We start from the raw sequence: 20489 nt of genomic DNA, 5'->3' as shown, positions 1-20489 counted from the left end.
GACTTTGAAGGCTTTTTGTCAGATTGTATTGTAAGTGATTTATTTCCATTTGGGAAAAGCGTGAACACCATTAACATTCAAACGGTCATTGCGGGTTTTGTTTTTTAGTCGAGTTCCTTTTGTATAACCTCACATCCGGAGGACCATCCCAGGTAGCAAGATTGCCATTCATTGCTTTTACAGGCATCTCCTATAATGATCCTACAGGTAGGAAAGGTTGCACAGCTTTGGTAGCTAATAAAAATGGAATAGTTGACTGAAACTAAAGCGCATTATTGCCATGCTTTTGCTAAAACCAGCAGCTTGTCAATCCCAGCAGTCCCCCCCCCCAAAAAAAAAATAGTGAATGCTTGATGTCTTTATATGGTGATGCCCCCTACCTGTTGCTTCAGGGCGGATACGATTTGAATTTCTGTGAAATTCTTTCCTTTCATGATCAGGATTAAAGTTAATGAATCAATTCATAACGCTATTCTTATGGCCGAAGTTCGGGGAAGATTACACTCCATTTTTGCAGTGAATGCAGGATTTTTGCCACTACTTTTTATAATTGAAAAAAAATGTCGTTATTATGTAAAACAGCTATAAACTTTTTTGTTTTCTCTTTTTTTTACTACATTTAGATAGCTGATTTTGAGGAATAGAAAATGATATCAAAATAACCTTATTGAAATTAAGTTGAGGAGATAACACCGAACATCAGATATCTTTTTGAAAACTATGCCGTTAATCTAATATTCTACAGCCTTTTTTGCTAAACTTGTTGCTTAAGTACGATTTTTTCTCCGTGCATTATGATTTACATGCAAGTTTATTGATCAGAATTTCCCATTTATTTTTTATTTGATCACACGCTGACTGTAGCTCAGTGAGGCGGACGCCTTGTGATTATTCCTAAAGCTGCCTTGTTTTTAACGGGAGGTGAGTGAGCTATGGACCTTATTTTTCATGAGCATTATTACTGTCAGTTTTGTTACCATATTTTTTAACGGAAACTCAGATATATCTGCGTAAAACAATAATAGTATGCATTTAACAAAAGCAATGGAAACCTTATTCCATGAGAACGGCTATTTGCTGATGGAAAACCTATTGTCACAACAGGAAATTTTATTAATCACCGCGGAAATCATTTAAGCAAGGGTAAGAGCACACGTTCCCCATTAGCATAACAAAACATGTAAGGCGGCTGTTAATAGCCAGCTTCAGGGAAAACTATGTGTTAACTTTTTTGCGGTTGTTTCCATCTCCCCAATACAACTATTGAAAAAAACCTCGGATAATAATCATTCTTTATGAATAAGAATCAAAGACCATCAACACTCCCAGCTATATTAGCAAAGGTTAAAGATACCCATGATAAGGGAATAACTTTTATCACCGCCAGTAATAAAGAGAATTTTTTGTCCTACCATCAGCTGTACTCTATTGCTGTGAGATGGTTGGGACTGCTACAGGATAAAGGACTGAAGCCCGGTGATGAACTGGTATTACAGGTAGAAGATTACAGAACATTCATACAGATTTTCTGGGCCTGTATATTGGGCGGTATCATACCGGTGCCGGTTGCAGTCACCTACCAGGGCGAAAATGCTCAGAAGCTGCTGAAAATAAGGGCCTTCCTCAATAATCCTACCTTGTGTGTCAGCAGTGTCCACTATGAGAAAATCACCAACGCGGCCTTTTCTGATAGTACAGATGCGCCGCGTTTTGAGAACGTATTGTTTATCGAAGAGTTGGAACGCTTTTCCGGCGCCGGTACTATTTATCCCGCTACCCCTGAGAATGTGGCCTTCCTGCAGTTCTCTTCTGGTTCCACCGGTAATCCGAAAGGGGTGGTGCTCACGCATCGCAACCTGATCACCAACATTTATGCAGCTACGTCGGCGCACGAGTGTACTGAAAATGACAGCTATCTCAGCTGGATGCCGCTGACACACGATATGGGCCTGATAGGCTTCCATCTCTTCCCTGCAGGAGCCGGCGTAAATCAATATCTGATACCTACTGACCTTTTTATTAGAAATCCCTTGTTATGGATGCAGAAGGTCTCTGAACACCGGGCTACCGTTATCTGTTCTCCCAACTTCGGATATAAATATTACCTCAATCAGTTCACACCTGAAAAAGGTACAGGGCTGGACCTCTCCAGTGTGAGGATTATCCTGAACGGCGCAGAACCGGTATCCGCTAATCTATGCAGGGAGTTCATGAGTACTATGGGCGGATTCGGATTGCATCCGCAGGCCATGTGTGCAGGATACGGGCTCGCGGAAGCTACGCTGGAAGTGACTTTCTACGGCATTCACCAGCCATTCAACAGTATAACAGTGCCCCGTGATGCGCTCTCTATCGGGCAACCGGTAACGGGTATACGATCGGAAGAAAATATCAGAGAAAGTGTAGAGATAGTGGATCTGGGACAGGTAATTGATGGTGTTACGGTGGAAATCCGCAACGAGCGGGAAAAACCATTGAAAGATGGGCATATGGGCGTTCTGTGGATTAAGGGAGATGCTGTTACCAGCCGTTACTACAACAATGAAGTTGCTACCCAGGCCGTCATCAGAAAAGATGGCTGGCTGAATACCGGTGATACGGGCTTTATGCAGGACGGGCATCTGTTTGTGGTAGGTCGTGTGAAGGATATCATTTTTATCAATGGTGGTAATGTTTATCCGCATGATATAGAACATACCCTTGAACAACTGGATGGCATGGAAACCGGGAAAGTGGTTGCCTGTGGCGTTCCCGACGAAGACACGGGATCGGAATCCATTGTGGTATTTGTGTTGTTTAAATCTACTGTAAAGAAATTTTTACCGGTTATCAAAGAAGTAAAAAGATGTATCGGTAAACTGGGGCTGGAAGTGAAACATGTGCTGCCGGTGAGAAAGATTCCCAAAACCACCAGTGGTAAGATCAAACGTTATCTGTTTGTGGAAGACTACCGCAAGGGACTATACGATAAAATCATCCGGGAAATAGCGCAGGAAAACGACAGGACTCCGGCACCGCAAGTAACAGAGCGGACTGCCGCGCCGGCGCCACCCGCCGCCAATCCGCAACAAGCTGCAATGCTGCGTCAATGGTTGACACAATGGTTGCAAAAACGCTTTAACCTGTCAGAATCAGCATTGTCAGCTGATACACCATTTGCAGAATATGGCATGTCTTCTCTGCAGGCCACCGCATTGGCAGGAGACCTGGAGGAGTTTCTGCAGATAAGCATTGACAAAACCATCGTTTACAGTTTTTCTACTATAAATGACCTTGCCGGTTATCTGTCAGGTGTCACAAGGCCACCGGTACAACAAAACAATGAAAGTGCTACTGCTCACACAAATAAAAAAAGCACAGACAATCGTATCGCCGTCGTAGGTATAGGATGCCGCTTTCCCGGTGGTGTCAATACCCCGGCTGCTTTCTGGGATCTGTTAAGTGAGCAGCGTAGCGCCATTACCGTTATCCCAAAGGACCGCTGGGATGCAGATGCTTATTTTGATGAAAATGAGGATGCTACGGGCAGGATGTATATTCGTCACGGAGGGTTTATTGACCAGGTAGATGGGTTTGATCCTATGTTTTTTGGCATCTCACCTAAAGAGGCGGCTTGTATGGACCCACAGCAGCGACTGCTGCTGGAAGTATGCTGGGAGTCGCTGGAAAATGCAGGTCTTTCTCCCTCAAAGCTGCGAGGAAGTGAAACCGGTGTTTTTATAGGGATGGGAACAGATGACTATCAGCAAATTGTTCACAGCACAACGGATGCTACTTATTTTGATGATGCATTCAGCGGGCTGGGTATTGAAAGAAGTGTTGCTGCAGGACGCATTGCTTATCTGTTGGATTTTCACGGCCCTGTAGTACAGCTGGATACAGCTTGTTCTTCTTCACTACTAAGCATTCATCAGGCATGCCAGCATCTGATGCTGGGAGAATGTTCGCTTGCGCTGGCTGGTGGCGTTAATCTTATGTTGTCTCCGGAAACGACTATTAAGCTTTGCAGGATGAAGGCCCTTTCACCATCGGGTTTGTGCAAAACGTTTGATGATAGCGCAGATGGGTATGTAAGAGGAGAGGGATGTGGTATCGTTGTATTAAAGCGCCTGCAGGATGCATTAGCTGATGGCGATAATGTGCTGGCAGTTATTGCAGGTTCGGCTGTTAATCATGATGGTTTGAGCAACGGACTTACCGCACCCAATGGTATTGCGCAGCAGCAGGTTATCAGAAAAGCGTTGCGGAGTGCAAGGCTCAGCGCGGATAGCGTACAATATGTAGAAGCACATGGTACTGGTACCCGCCTGGGGGATCCTGTTGAAATACAGGCATTACAGGCGGTATATGGGCATGGCAGGTCTGCCGCTCAGTCATTACTGGTGGGTGCTGTTAAAACAAATATCGGGCACCTGGAAGCTGCGGCCGGCATTGCCGGCTTTATAAAAACGGTGCTCAGTCTGCAACATGCGCAGTTACCAGGTAGTCTTAATTGTCATGAGCCTAACAGGTTAATTCCCTGGAAAGAAATGGCAGTGAAGGTGGTGAATGAAATGACGCCATGGACAATGGCAACGGATAAACGACGCGCAGGGGTGAGCTCATTTGGTTTGAGTGGCACCAATGTACACATAATCCTCGAAGAAGGTATTGCTGTTAAAGCAGCTGTCAGCAAAGAACAACCGGTATTGCCGGCTTATCCTTTGTTGCTTTCTGCTAAAACGCCCGCGGCATTGAAAACCCTGGTGTTGCAATATGCTGCCCTGCCGGAAGGATCATTTGCAGATATCGCTTATACTACCGCCGTTGCACGCGATAGCTTTAAATATCGTTTGGCCTTTCCTGTTAGTAACGAGGCAGAAATGCGCGAATACCTGCATGCAGCCGTAGAGGATACACCCGTAGAAGGGCTGCTGCAGGGAAGTGTAATGAACCGGTCTGGAAAGATCGCATGGTTGTTTACCGGTGGCGGATCGCAATACTGGAATATGGGCAGGGAGTTGTACAGGCATAATGCAGTATTTAAACGTATAATTGATCACTGTGATGTTTTCCTGCAATCAAGCTTGAATATCTCTTTAACTGCTTTGCTCTATGAAATGGAAATGGAAGCGGCTAATGAACTGCTGCAGAAAATGATTTATCTCCAGCCGGCGTTATATGCCATTTCCTGCGCACTGGCAGAAATGTGGAAGTCGTGGGGCATATCCCCGTCTATAGTGGCAGGGCACAGCCTTGGTGAATATGCGGCTGCCTACGTAGCAGGTGTATTTAGCCTGGATGATGGATTGACCCTCGTAACAGAAAGGGCCCGGCTGATGCAGGAGGGGGAGGGGTACGGTAGTATGGCTACCGTGTTTGCCGCGGAAGTGATAGTGGCGGCTGCTATCCGGCAATATGGAAAAGACCTGGCCATTGCGGCTGTAAATGGCCCTGAGCTGACTGTCATATCAGGAAAGAAAAGCGCCGTGTCCGCCGCATTGCAATCATTCGGAAAAGAGGGTATCAATAGCCGGGAATTGCTGATTGCACAAGCATCTCACTCTCCACTGATGGAACCCGTATTGGAGCCATTTTACAAGGTGGCCAATCGTATCACCTATCATACGCCCTCACTGCAAATGATCTCCAATATTACCGGTAAGGTAGTCACGGATGAGGTAACGAGAGCATCTTATTGGTGTGACCATATTGTGCAACCCGTTCAGTTTTCAGAAAGCATAAAAACGATCAAGGCGCTGGATACAGATATACTGATGGAGCTGGGGCCACAACCCAATCTCCTCTCAATGGTACACCTCACAGCAGCTTATGAAGAAGATTGTCTTTTGCCAAGCATGCGCTATGGGCAATCTTCCTGGTCCATTGTACTCAAGAGTTTGATGGCTTTATACATAAACGGGGTATCGGTGAACTGGGAATCGTTTTATGATCAGCCTGGTTACCACAAGGTGTTATTGCCTGTTTACCCGTTTCAGCGACAGCGCTACTGGGCAACAGACAATACCGAAAAGCTGCCGGTAGCAATTGTTCCTGCCAGCAGTAAAGCCGATGATATTGTCGGAATAGCAGCTGCATCTGAAAGAAACTATGCATCGATACTGGCGTATATCAGTAATACATTGGAGAAATCGCTGAAGATACCTTCCGGAAACATTGATGTAGGCGCTAATTTAATCCAGCTGGGCGCTGATTCATTGATATTAAGCGGCCTGGCAAGGCGTATCGGCAAAAGATATGAAATCACTATTTCTGTGCGGCAGCTGTTTGAAAAGCAGGTTACACTCGAACTGCTGGCGGGCTATATTGAAGCGGAGGTAAATGTAAATGGGGAGGCTATACAGGAGGAACAAACATCCGTTACGAATACACGTAGTCCCTTGTCATTTAACCAGGAACGTTTATGGTTTGTAGATCAGCTGGAAGGTAGTGTACAGTATCATATACCTGCTGTGATAAGATTTAACGGGACATTGGACCGTGGTGCCTTGCAGGAAGCACTGAAGCATATTGTAACGCGCCATGAAGTACTCAGGACGGTTATCGCTTATGAAGGTGATCATTCCTATCAGCAGGTACTGCCTGCCAGCAACTGGCAGCTGACAATAGCAGATGAGCGGTTGAATGATCCGCAGCAGTTGCAGCGCTTTATTACTACTTTCATCGACAGCCCAATGGATCTGACACGTGACTATATGTTACGTGCGCATCTGATCCCACTTGCAGCAACGGAACATCTGCTGGTTTTGAAAATACACCATTTTGCATTTGACGGCTGGTCTGCAGAGATGGTATTTCTCCCGGAACTGATAACCTTATACAATACCTATGCAGCAGGACGATTACCACAATTGTCGCCGCTATCCATGCAATATGCAGATTATGCCCTGTGGCAGCATAATCGTATAGCTGGTGATAAACTCAACAGTGAACTGGCTTACTGGAAAAAACAACTGGAAGGTGTAACCCCCTTGCAACTGCCTGCCGACTATACACGACCCGCTGCTCAAAGCAGCCGTGGTGCAAAGGAGATACGCCGGCTACCCGATGGATTGCCGGAACGTTTACAGGCATTGTCGCGGCAGGAAGGCGCCACCCTCTTCATGACACTGTTAACGGCATTTAAAGTACTGCTATACCGCTACTGCGGACAGGAGGATATCTGCGTATCCAGCCCTATTGCGGGAAGAATGATAGCCGAAACAGAAGCGATGATTGGGTTCTGTGTTAACACACTGGCGCTTCGTACCAATGCCGGTGATAATCCCACCTTCGTTGCGTTATTGCAAAAAGTAAAAGAAACTACCCTGGCGGCCTATGAGCACCAGGAACTACCTTTTGAAAAAGTAGTAGGTGCAGTGGCCAGGAACCGGCAACAGGACGGGAAGCTGCTGGAGCAGGTGATATTCAGGCTGGGAAATATGCCGGATGTATCCCGGTTTAGCACAGAAGAATTGCAGCTGACATTGGAACCCCATGAGCAGACTACTACCATGGCTGATGTGAATTTTTATGTGCTCGAAACCCGCGATGGCTCATTGGTCGCCAATGTGGAATATAGCACTGCACTGTTCAGCAGCGAAACGATCACACGCATGCTCGTTCATTATGAGCAGCTGTTGCTGGCTGCGGTGCAGGCACCGCACAACAATATCAATACGCTGACCCTCTTAACTCCAGGAGAGGAATACCAGCTATTGCATCAGTTCAATGATACCGCTATAGCATATACTTCACCTGATAAAACCATCATCGGTCTGTTTGCAGAACAGGTATTGACGACGCCTGAAGTCACGGCCCTGATGTTTGAGGAAGAAATGCTGACATATCGTGAGCTTGATATCCGCTCTAATCAGCTGGCACATTATCTCGGCAAAAAAGGCGTAAAAGAAGGAATGCTGATACCCGTTTGCATAGAGCGGTCGACCGAAATGATCATCGCTATACTGGGTATCATAAAGGCAGGAGCAGCCTATGTGCCTGTTGATCCGGATATTCCGGCAGCCAGGATCGCGTATATACTGGAAGATATAGGCGCAAATATTATCCTCAGCAGTAGTAACTGTCTGTCTAAACTACCGGATACAGATAAGGGTACCCATGTGGTGATACTGGATGAGGTAGGACCTTTTATAGCTGCCTATCCGCAAACACCTTTCCCTGCTGATATCCATGCATCTCACCTGGCTTACGTGATCTATACTTCCGGTTCTACCGGTAAACCCAAGGGGGTAATGATAGAGCACAGGGGCGTTGTAAATCTTTCTTTCAGCCAGCTTGACATATTTCAGATGCAAACAGGCACAAGGGTGCTGCAGTTTGCTTCTGTTGGTTTTGATGCGTCTTGTTATGAAATATTTGTGACTTTATTACACGGTGGAACACTGGTAGTCCCGAAGAAAGAAGAACTGTTGTCAGCAGAACTTTTTTCGGCGCTTGTGAATAAGTACCAGGTAGAAGTAGTTACGCTGCCTCCGTCTTACCTGCATACCGTGAGAGAGGTATTGGGACCGGTTAAGACGATTGTTTCTGCAGGTGAGGCATTGAACCGGGAAGATGTAAAGCATATTACAGCAAAAGGTATCCGGTTGATAAATGCATATGGTCCTACTGAAAATACAGTTTGTACCACTACTACAGATAACCCTGTGAGGGAAGACAGCACTGTAACGATAGGAAAGCCGATTGCCAATGTGCAGGTATATGTGCTGGACGCTAATGGCGGCCTATGTCCTATAGGTGTAAAGGGGGAAATTTGTATTGGAGGAACCAATCTTGCCAGGGGGTATTGGAATTTGCCTGAACAAACAGCTGCAAAATTTATCCTTAATCCGTATGATAAAAACCGGTTATACAGAACAGGAGATGTAGGCAGATGGCAACCGGATGGAAATATTGAATACCTGGGACGTATGGATGACCAGGTAAAGATCCGCGGATATCGTATAGAACCGGGCGAAATCACCAATATATTACAGGAGTGTGCATTGGTAAACCAGGCACTGGTAGTAGCCAATACAGATACGAACGGACATAAACGATTAGTGGGGTATATAGTATCTCATAGTACTTTCAATGCGGAAGAAATCACCACTTACCTGAAGGAAAGATTACCGGAATATATGATTCCGGCACGGCTGATACCAATAGCAGCATTTCCGGTGAATGCAAATGGAAAGATAGATACAAAAGCATTGCCAGACCCCGATGCGGCGCAGGTTTTGAAGAACAGCTATGTTGCGCCCCGTAATGAAACAGAAGCAGATTTAGCTAATATCTGGCTGGAATTGCTGGGTGTGGAACGGGTAGGTATACACGATAATTTTTTTGAACTGGGAGGAGATTCCATTATCACGATCCAGGTAGTGAGCCGGGCCAGGCGTATGGGATATAGTTTACAGGTAGGTGATTTATTTTCTGCCCCCACGATAAGCCAGCTCACACAGCTGTTGCGCATATCAGGCAATATGCAGGCGACTGCCGAACAGGTGGTACGCGATGGTAAATACGGATTGCTGCCTATACAGCAATGGTATTTTGAAAAAGATACTACGGCAACAATACCCTACAACCAAAGCCTGTTACTGGCAATAGATAAAAAAATATCATCTGCGCTGGTATCCCGTGCTATAGCCGGACTAGTACGATACCATGATGCATTACGATTGGTATTCTCCCATACTGATCATGGTTGGGAACAGGAATATGGCAGTTACACAGGAACTGCGGAGGTAGTGGATCTGCAGGCAGTAGCCCCGGAAGATCTTGCAGATAAGATAAAAGAATATGGTTCACATTACCAGGGCAGCCTGGATATTAAACAGGGAATACTTGTAAAAGCTGTATTGCTGTTAACGCCTGATAGTGAACCGCATAACCGCTTGTTGTTCGTTATCCATCACCTGGCCGTAGATGGCGTATCCTGGCGTATACTGTTGGAAGACCTGGTCTTATTATTACAAGGTGAAGAAGATAAGGAGATGCTGGTGCGGAAAAGCAGTGCTTACCGGCAAAGCTTTGAGGCATTGGTGCAATATGGACAACATCCCCGGTTGCTGCGTCAGCAGCCATACTGGGAGCAGGTAACAAACGGCTATGTGCCGCTACGGACAGATAAAGCGTACGATGGCAAGGTTGTTATGGCAGATACCGATGTGCATACAGTGAAGCTGGAAAGCAGGTATACACGGCAGTTACTGCAGGAAGCACCACAAGCCTATCACACTGAAATCAACGATATATTGTTGTGTGCCCTGGCTGCTACTTTATCTGCCTGGAATGGTGCTCCCCGCATATCAATCGGCCTGGAAGGCCATGGCAGGGAAGACCAGATACTGGGAATAGATACCAGTCATACCGTAGGTTGGTTTACAAGTCTTTATCCGGTTGTACTGAACGGAAATCCCGCTGGTGAAGCCGGTCTTTTGTTGAAAGAAGTAAAAGAACAGTTGCGTCAGATACCGGATAAAGGTATAGGATACGGTGTATTGAAATACATCAGCAAAACAGGGCTTTCAACAGGAAAGAACCCATGGGATGTAGTGTTTAATTACCTGGGCCAGCTGGATAATATCATCAGCAGCGGTGATAACTTAAGTATGGCTGCTGAATCGACAGGATCTGCTATTGGTGCGGATTACCCGGTAGAAGAGAAATTATCAATTAACAGTATTGTCAAAAATGGGGAACTGGTATTGGAGTGGAGATATAGTACGCACCATTTTGAATCGGCAACGATAGGGCATCTGGCCAATACTTACCTGTTACAGCTTCAAGCCCTGATAGATCACTGTGTGGCACAGGCAGGCCTGTTCACCGTTTATACGCCCGCTGATTATGGTTTGGAGGGTATTGTTAGCAATAAGGAGCTGGATGAATTCCTGGATACTGAATGGAAAGATGCCCCAAGACGCCCGCAGGTAGCTGGTTTGTACAAGTTGAGCCCTTTACAGGAAGGAATGTTGTTTCATGGATTGTATGATGAAGGAACAGGCAGTTATATTGCCCAGTTTTCCTGTGACCTGGTGAATCTGAATGTGGAGATATTGCTGCAGTGCTGGAAGGATCTGTTACGGCGTCATAGTATACTGCGCAGCGGATTTTATTATAATGAGTTCAATATTCCTGTTCAAAGTGTATATCATGAAGCATCATTACCGGTAACCATACTGGATTACTCGGCGATGAGCGAAGCGGCGAAGGAAGCGGCATGGAATGAATACCAGCTTGCTGATCAGGGCAAAGGATTTGATTTTGGTGTACCACCACTGATGCGTATTGGTTTGATAAAGTTGACGGATAGCCGTTACCGGATGTTGCTGACTTTCCATCATATTATACTGGATGGTTGGTCGTTGCCGGTATTGGTGGAGGAATTACTGAACAGTTATGAGTTGCTGTATACAGGCAGACAGCTTCCGGCTGCATCTGAAGACAGTTATGCTGATTACATCCGTTATATCAGTCGTGTTGATAGTGAACAGGAGGAATCATATTGGAGAAATTATTTGTCGGCCGTGCAAAAAGGTAGTCTGCTGCCATTCATTGGTGCTACTACAGAACGGACCAAAGGTGCTGGTATTTATAAAGACATGCCATTACTGCTGGATGCAGAGACAACCAGCCGCATAACACGTTATGTGCAACGTCATCATATTACCCTGAATACATTGATGCAGGGGGTATGGGCTTACCTGTTGTATCGCTATACTGGTTCCGATGATGTGGTGTATGGTGTAACGGTGTCGGGGCGTCCGGAAGATTTACCGGATGTAGAACAACGTGTAGGTTTGTATATCAATACGCTGCCATTATATGCAGCCATCACTTCAGGTAGTACCGTAAAATGGTTGCAGGCATTGCAGGAACAGCAGTTGCAGCGTTGGAAATACCAGTACACTGCGCTAAGTAGTATCCAGCAATGGACTGGTATACAGGGAGAGTTTTTTGATACGTTACTGGTGTTCGAAAATTACCCTGTAAACAAGGTGCTGTTATCTCAGTCATGGCATTTGCAGATAGAAAATACCGGATTTCATGAACACACCAATTATCCGTTAAATATCATTATTGTAGCAGGAGAAGAGATCAGTGTCCGATTCAACTACAATGCGGCATTGCTGGAAGAAGCCTATGCACAGGAAATAGCAGGCCATTTTGAACATGTATTGCTGCAGCTGTTGAATAATGAAGCAGGTAACCTGGAAGAAGTGGAATTATTGACTCCTCATGAACGCCAGCAACTACTGACAACCTTTAACGATACGGCAGTAGCCTTTCCGCAAGATCAAACATTGCCGGCGTTGTTTAGCTTACAGGCCGCGCGTACGCCGGATGCTGTGGCCGTCCGCTTGGACGGCGCCCAGCTTAGCTACGGGGAACTGGACAGACAGTCGGATCAGCTGGCGCAATATCTGGCCAGTAAAGGGGTGAGTGCAGAAACATTGGTGCCGCTATGCATCACTCCTTCTTTTGAAATGCTGATCGCAATATTGGCTGTATGGAAATCTGGCGCAGCGTATGTGCCGGTGGATCCTGTATATCCTATAGAACGGATCAACTACATCCTACAGGATACCGGGGCAAAAGTAGTGATCACCAGCAAGCGCTGTAAACAAGCACTTCCGGCTATTGATATCCTTGTATTGGACGATGCTGATGAGCGTGAAAAGATAGCCGCTTATACAACAGCAGCTACGTCTGCTTATCCTTTGCCGGAAAACCTGGCTTATGTAATATATACTTCCGGCAGTACAGGACAGCCTAAGGGGGTAATGGTTGAGCACCGGCATTTATTGAATTACCTGGTGAACAATAAAACCCGGTATATCAATATGAACGAAGATACCGGAGGTACTTTTATTCATCTTTCTTATTGCTTTGATGCTGCTGTTACTGGATTATTCATGCCGCTGATTTATGGAAAATCTATTGTAATAGGTACAAAGCAACAGGTGGAAGTGTTTGAGGATGTTGCTTTGTGGCAATATGCACCGTATGATTTTATCAAATTAACGCCTGCTCATTTACCATTGCTGGAAGAAGCCATGAAAACCAGGCCAGGAAAGTATCTGACCCAAAGGTTTGTAGTGGGTGGAGAAGCATTAGATACTGCTCATATTCAATTTTTGCTGGACCAGGATAGGGAGATCACCATCATCAATGAATATGGTCCTACGGAAGCCACTGTAGGTTGTAGTACGTATTGGTTCACTAACCGCGAAAGTTTTACAGAGGGGAGCAATGGTATATCTATTGGCCAGCCAATAGATAATGTGCAGTTGTTTGTACTGGATATGAACCGGAAAATGGTACCAATCGGTGTGGTAGGAGAGATCTGCATTGGTGGTGGCGGTGTTGCAAGGGGGTATCTGAACCACCCTGAGCTGACGTCTGAGAAGTTCATATCAAATTCTTTCCCTGGCACAAACATTTACAGGACGGGCGATTTGGGCAGATGGTTACCTGATGGTACACTTGAATATCTTGGCAGGAGCGACAACCAGGTAAAAGTGCATGGGTACCGCATAGAGCTGGGTGAGATAGAAAGCGCACTCCTTGCTTCTACCCTGGTGCGTCAGGCAGTTGTATTAGCCAGACAGAATGGTATCGATTCCTCCAATCGTTACCTGGTGGGATATGTAGTGCCTGCAGTACATTTTGACCGGGAAGGCATTCTTTCTTATCTGAAAAGCAGGCTGCCGGAATATATGATGCCGGCATCACTGGTGGCATTGGAAGAATTTCCCTTAACATCACACGGAAAAATTGACAGAAAAGCACTACCAGATGCTGATGACACACTAATATTAACGAATGCGTATGTAGCTCCCCGTAATAAAACGGAACATGTATTGGTTGGTATGTGGCAGGAACTATTGCATAAACCAGCTATAGGCATATATGATAATTTCTTTGAATCAGGCGGACATTCCCTGCTGGCGATGCGTTTAGTAGCGATGATAAGAAAAAGGTTACAGGTAGAATTAGCAGTAAGATCACTGTTCCATTATCCCACCATTGCTGATTTAGCAATACATCTGCAGGAGATGGAGCCTGCTTTGTTGCTGCCGGCTATTGAGGCTGGCCAGCGACCGGCAATAATTCCATTATCGTATAGCCAGGAACGTTTATGGTTTATCGATCAGATGGAAGGAAGCGTGCAATATCATCTGTCTGCAGCTTTAAGATTAACCGGTGCACTGGATATAACCGCATTATCCAATGCTCTACGGGATATTGTGAATCGTCACGAAGTGCTGCGTACCGTTATAAGGCAGGAAGAAGGTGTTGCTTATCAACATATATTGGATAAAGATAAATGGCAACTAACGGTAACGGACCTACCAGTATACAGACAGTCGTCTGACGCGCTGAGAAGCTATGTAGCATCACTGATTGCAACGCCATTTGACCTGGAAATGGACTATATGCTGAGATCGCACCTGGTCGTATCCGGTGAAAATGAGCATGTACTACTTATTGTGCTGCATCATATCGCTTGTGATGGATGGTCTGTCAGTATCGTAGTGGAAGAGCTGATAGCATTGTATGAAGCTTACACAACGGGTAGTGTGGCGGTATTACCCGATATGCCTATCCAGTACGCGGATTACGCTGTCTGGCAACGTCAGTATTTATCAGGAAAAGTACTGACCGGAAAATTGAATTATTGGGAAAATAAACTGAAAGAGGTGGGTTCCTTGCAATTGCCGGGAGATGGTACCCAACCGCTGGTACAGCGCAACAAAGGTGCTGGCCGCAGTTTCCGGCTGAACAGAGAGCTTACGGATGCACTACAGCAATTATCCTTGCAACAAGGCACTACTTTATTTATGACATTACTGGCGGCGTTCAAAGTGTTGTTATACCGCTACAGTGGTGAGGAAGATATCTGCGTGGGCAGTCCTATAGCAGGCAGAACACAGGAAGAAACTGAAGGCCTGATAGGTTTCTTTGTGAACACGTTGGTATTACGTAGTAACCTGGCCGGTGAGCCTACTTTTGCAGCGCTATTGCAACAGCTGAAGACAACCACCCTGGAGGCATATGAACACCAGGATGTACCATTTGAAAAAGTAGTGGAAGCAGTGGTGAAAGACAGGGACGTGAAAGGGAATCCACTGTTCCGTGTATTGTTCTCACTACAGAATATACCGCCGATACCCGCACTCCGCCTCGGTAGCGTGCAACTTTCCCCGTTGGATATAGCACAGGTTACGACGCAATTTGATATCACCGTGAATATACAGGAAGATGCAGAGGGCTTGAACGGTAATCTGATATATGCTGTAGACCTGTTCAGTGGGGAAATGATAGACCGGATGCTGCTGCATTTTGAGCAGCTGTTAAAGGCAGTGGTAAAGTCGCCAGGTACAAGGATCAGCGCTTTGCCGATGATCACTACAGGAGATGAACAGCAACTGGCCGCATTTAATGATACCACCGTAATTTCTTTGCATCGGGATGAGCATACCATACTGGATGTATTTGCATCACAGGTATCGGAACATCCATTGGATACAGCCATCATAGGTGGAGATGCCATTATTAGTTATGAGGAACTGAACAGGCGTTCCGATCAATTGGCGCATTACCTGCGCAGCCAGGGAGTGAAGGCTGAAACACTGGTGCCGGTTTGTATGGAGCGTTCTGCCGCGATGCTGATCGCTATATGGGGAATATGGAAAGCGGGCGGCGCTTATGTACCAATAGATCCCGATTATCCACAGGAACGGATCAGTTACATCCTTTCAGATACGGCCGCTGGTATAGTTGTGAGCAGCCAGGCCTGCCTGTCAAAATTATTGGATACATCTGGTTTATGCCTCATTGCATTGGATGATGAAGCCGCATTGCCGGATATAGCAGCCGGGAACGAGGTGCTGGAAACACCCGATAGCAGGCAGTTAGCCTACATTATTTACACTTCCGGCAGCACAGGCCGTCCTAAAGGTGTAATGATCGAACATGGAAGTTTACTGAACTACCTGCGGAATAATCAAACTGCTTATATAGATGACAACAGCGGATTAACAGGCAGCTTTGTACATTTTTCCTACACATTTGATGCTTCTCTGACCGCTATGTTTATGCCATTATTATCCGGTAAAACAGTGGTGATAGGTAACAATACTGGTGCTGCTGTGTTTGAGGATAGTTTGTTTCAACAATATGCGCCATATGATTTTATCAAACTAACACCCGCCCATTTGCCTTTACTCGCGATGGCCACAGAAAAAAATGGCGGGAAATTATTTACAAAACGATTGGTAGTAGGAGGAGAAGCGCTGCTGCCGGCTCATCTGGCTTATTTCCTGGAACATGCAGCCAGTGTGGAAGTGATCAATGAATATGGACCTACCGAGGCAACGGTGGGTTGCAGCACTTTCCTGTTGCATACCGGATCCTATACAGGTGGCAACCGCAATGGCATATCTATTGGTAAACCAATAGACAATGTACAGCTGTATATCCTGGATGCCTATACGAATAAGGTGCCAGTAGGCGTATATGGGGAGATCGTTATTGGTGGTGCAGGATTGGCCCGTGGTTATTTACATCTGCCGGAACTGACAAAAGAGAGATTTATCCTGTCTCCATTTAGTAACGACAACACTACACGTTTGTATCGCACAGGAGATACCGGGCGCTGGCTGGCAGATGGCACCATTGAGTACCTGGGCCGCACAGACGACCAGGTGAAGATCCGCGGTTACCGGGTAGAATTGGGCGAAGTGGAAAGTGTATTGCAGGAATATGATACCGTAAGCCAGGCGGTGGTATTGGCCAAAAAGGACAGCAGTGGCAGTTATCAGCTGACAGGCTATATAGTACCTGGTAGTGGTTTTGAAAGGGCAGGTGTATTCTCCTGGCTAAAACACCGGGTGCCAGAATATATGGTGCCCACGCAATTGATAACTGTAGCGGAGGTACCACTAACCGTGCATGGGAAAACAGATAAAAAGGCACTGTTGGCAATGGAGTATGAAGCTGTTGCCGGGCAAACGGGTACCGGGCCACGCAGTCAGATGGAATGGGCACTGACAGGCATCTGGAAGGAATTGCTGGAACTGGACCAGGTAGGTATTGATGATAATTTTTTTGAGATAGGAGGGCATTCACTGCTCGTGATCCGCATGATATCACTTATCCGCAAAAGGCTCTCACTGGAAGTGCCTATAGGAGATGTGTTCGACTATCCTTCCATTTCAGTACTGGCGGCTCACCTGGAACATCTTTCCGCCGGAAAAGTGTTGCCGGCAATTGTAGCAGCACAGACGCGACCGTCCTATGTTCCATTATCGTATAGCCAGGAACGTTTGTGGTTCATTGACCGCCTGGAAGGTAGTGTACATTACCATGTGCCATACGCACTGCATTTAAAGGGAGATCTGAACAGGGGAGCACTGGAAAATGCACTACGTGGAATTATTCAGAGACATGAGGTGCTGCGTACCGTGATACGGCAGGAGCTGGATAATGCTTATCAGTATGTGATGGATACGGCGGGTTGGCAATGGGTCATTGAAGAACTACCGGCAGATCAGGATACCACCACATCATTGCATCATTACATACAGTCACTGATCAGTCGTCCGTTTAATCTGTCAGAAGATTATATGTTGCGCGCACATTTACTGGTGAAAGGTGCATCAGAACATATACTGATAATAACCATGCATCATATCGCGTCGGACGGATGGTCCGCTGGTATCATAGTACGTGAGCTGGTGGCGCTGTACGATGAGTATGCTGCCGGTGTTACTGCATCTTTACCAGCTATGGACATCCAGTATGCAGATTATGTGCTCTGGCAGCGGCAATATTTATCAGGCGATGTATTGACTGATAAATTAAGCTACTGGAAATCACAGCTGGAAGGTGTGGACCGTTTGCAGTTACCAGTTGATTATAAACACCTGGCAGCTAAGCGTACACAGGGCGCCAGCAGGGAGTTTAAACTGGATACAGGGTTGTCTGAACAGCTGCAGTTATTATCCCGCCAACAGGGTGTTACACTCTACATGACATTACTGGCTGCTTTCAAGGTGTTGCTGTATCGTTATACCGGGCAGGAAGATATTTGTGTAGGCAGCGCAGTGGCAGGCCGGTCAAGGCAAGAGGTGGAGGGGCTTGTGGGCTTTTTTGTGAATATGCTGGCCCTGCGCAGTGATCTGCGCGATAATCCTTCTTTTGTTGCGCTGCTGCAGCAGGTAAAAGTAACCACGTTGAATGCATACACGCACCAGGATGTACCTTTTGAAAAAGTAGTGGATGCGGTAGTGAAGGAAAGGAATATGAGCACAACTCCATTGTTCCAGGTATTGTTCTCATTACAGAATATTCCTGAAATTCCGGCGCTGCGTTTGGGAAATACACAATTGGAATATATAATTATTGAAGACACCACCACCCAGTTTGACATTACCATTGCTATTCAGGAAACTGTTGATGGCTTATCTGGTACTGTAACATACAGTACAGGGTTATTCAGGGAAGACACGATTATCCGTATGCTGCATCACTATGAGCAGTTATTACAGTCTATCATTACAACACCGGAAGCGCCTATCGGCACCTTGTCTATGCTTGGTATCAATGAGGCCGCGCAATTGATGGAAGTATCCGGCGCGCTGCCGGCGGATAACCCACATTATACCAATGAGACATTCATAAATTTATTTGAACAGCATGTACTTCATACTCCGGATGCCATTGCACTGAGGTTGGAGAATAAAACGATGACCTACCGGGAATTGGATGAGCAGACCAGTCAGCTGGCGCGTTACCTGGCAGGTAAAGGGGTAGGTGCTGAAACGCTGGTACCACTCTGCATCACGCCTTCCTTTGAAATGCTGATAGCAATACTGGCGGTATGGAAATCGGGTGCAGCCTATGTACCGATGGACCCTCTGTATCCCACAGAGCGGGTCACCTATATATTACAGGATACAGGGGCAAAAGTAGTAATCACAAACAAGAGCAGTAAACCGGCACTTCCAGCTATTGATATCATTGTATTGGACGATGAGGATGAACGCGAAAAAATAGCTGCCTGCACAACTACCAGACCTGCTTATCCTTTGCCGGAAAACCTGGCTTATGTAATATATACTTCCGGTAGTACAGGAAAGCCTAAAGGGGTAATGATTGAGCACAGGCATTTATTGAATTTCCTGTTAAACAATAAAACCTGTTGTATCGATGTGAATGAAGATACAGCAGGTACTTTTGTACATCTCTCTTATTGCTTTGACGGGGCTGTTACAGGATTATTTATGCCACTCGTTTACGGAAAATCCATTGTGATAGGAACCAGGCAACAGGCGGAAGTATTTGAGGATGCTGCCTTGTGGCAATATGCGCCGTATGATTTTATCAAATTAACGCCTGCACATTTGCCATTGTTGCAGGAAGCCATGAAAGCAAGACCAGGAAAGTATCTGACCGGGAGGTATATAGTGGGAGGGGAAGCATTGGACGCTGCTCATCTTCAGTTTTTGCTGGACCTCGACAGGGAGATCACGCTCATTAATATGTATGGTCCTACGGAAGCTACTGTCGCCTGTAGTGCGTATTGGTTCAATAACCGCGAAAGTTTTACGGAGGGGAACAGCAGTATATCTATCGGAAGGCCATTGGATAATGTACAATTATACGTGCTGGATATGAACCAGGAAATGGTACCCATCGGTGTGATAGGAGAGATCTGCATTGGTGGTAGTGGCGTTGCCAGGGGGTATTTGAACCGTCCTGAGCTGACGGCGGAGAAGTTCATCTCAAACGCTTTCTCCGACACAAACATTTACAGGACGGGCGATCTGGGCAGATGGTTGCCTGATGGTATGCTTGAATATCTTGGCAGAAGCGACAATCAGGTAAAAGTGCATGGTTATCGCATAGAACTGGGCGAGATAGAAAGCGCACTCCTTGCTTCTTCGCTGGTACGCCAGGCGGTTGTATTGGCCAGACAGGATAGTGCAGATTCCTCCAATCGTTACCTGGTGGGGTATGTAGTGCCTGTAGGACATTTTGACCGGGATGGCATTCTTTCTTATCTGAAAAGCAGGCTGCCGGAATACATGATACCAACATCACTGGTAGCATTGGAAGAATTCCCTTTAACAGCACATGGAAAAATCGATAAAAAGGCATTGCTGGATCCCCATAAGGAACCACTGTTAACCGGTAACCATGTTGGACCTCGTAATGAACTGGAACAGCAACTGGTAAACATCTGGGAAGAGTTGTTGGAAACCAGTCCTATAGGGATATACGATGACTTTTTTGACCTGGGTGGTCACTCCATACTGAGCATCCGTTTGGTCACCAGGATCCGTGAAACACTGCAGGTAGAAATGTCAATGGGCACTTTCTTTGAATTGCCCACCATTGAAGGATTATCAAGATATATCAGTGTGAATCAGTCAGACAACCTATCTGAAGATGATGGCTTCAAAACTATTCAACTATAAAACAGTGCTCAC

General features: G+C 46.1%; 1 protein-coding gene. It reads left to right on the top strand.

The window, feature by feature from the left end:
- Window positions 1-1295: 1295 nt before the first annotated feature.
- Window positions 1296-20477, top strand: coding sequence for a non-ribosomal peptide synthetase/type I polyketide synthase (locus KD145_RS03775; RefSeq protein WP_212004577.1), 19182 nt, complete (start codon window positions 1296-1298; stop codon window positions 20475-20477).
- The last annotated feature ends 12 nt before the right edge of the window (window positions 20478-20489 follow it).

It is taken from the genome of Chitinophaga sp. HK235, assembly GCF_018255755.1.
GTDB lineage: Bacteria > Bacteroidota > Bacteroidia > Chitinophagales > Chitinophagaceae > Chitinophaga.
Note: the sequence above shows the minus strand (reverse complement) of the source record. Positions and strands in the feature narration are given on the sequence as shown.

Coding starts and splice junctions, on each gene's coding strand:
- KD145_RS03775 (WP_212004577.1), top strand. CDS start 1,296: ATGAATAAGAATCAAAGACCATCAACACTCCCAGCTATATTAGCAAAG.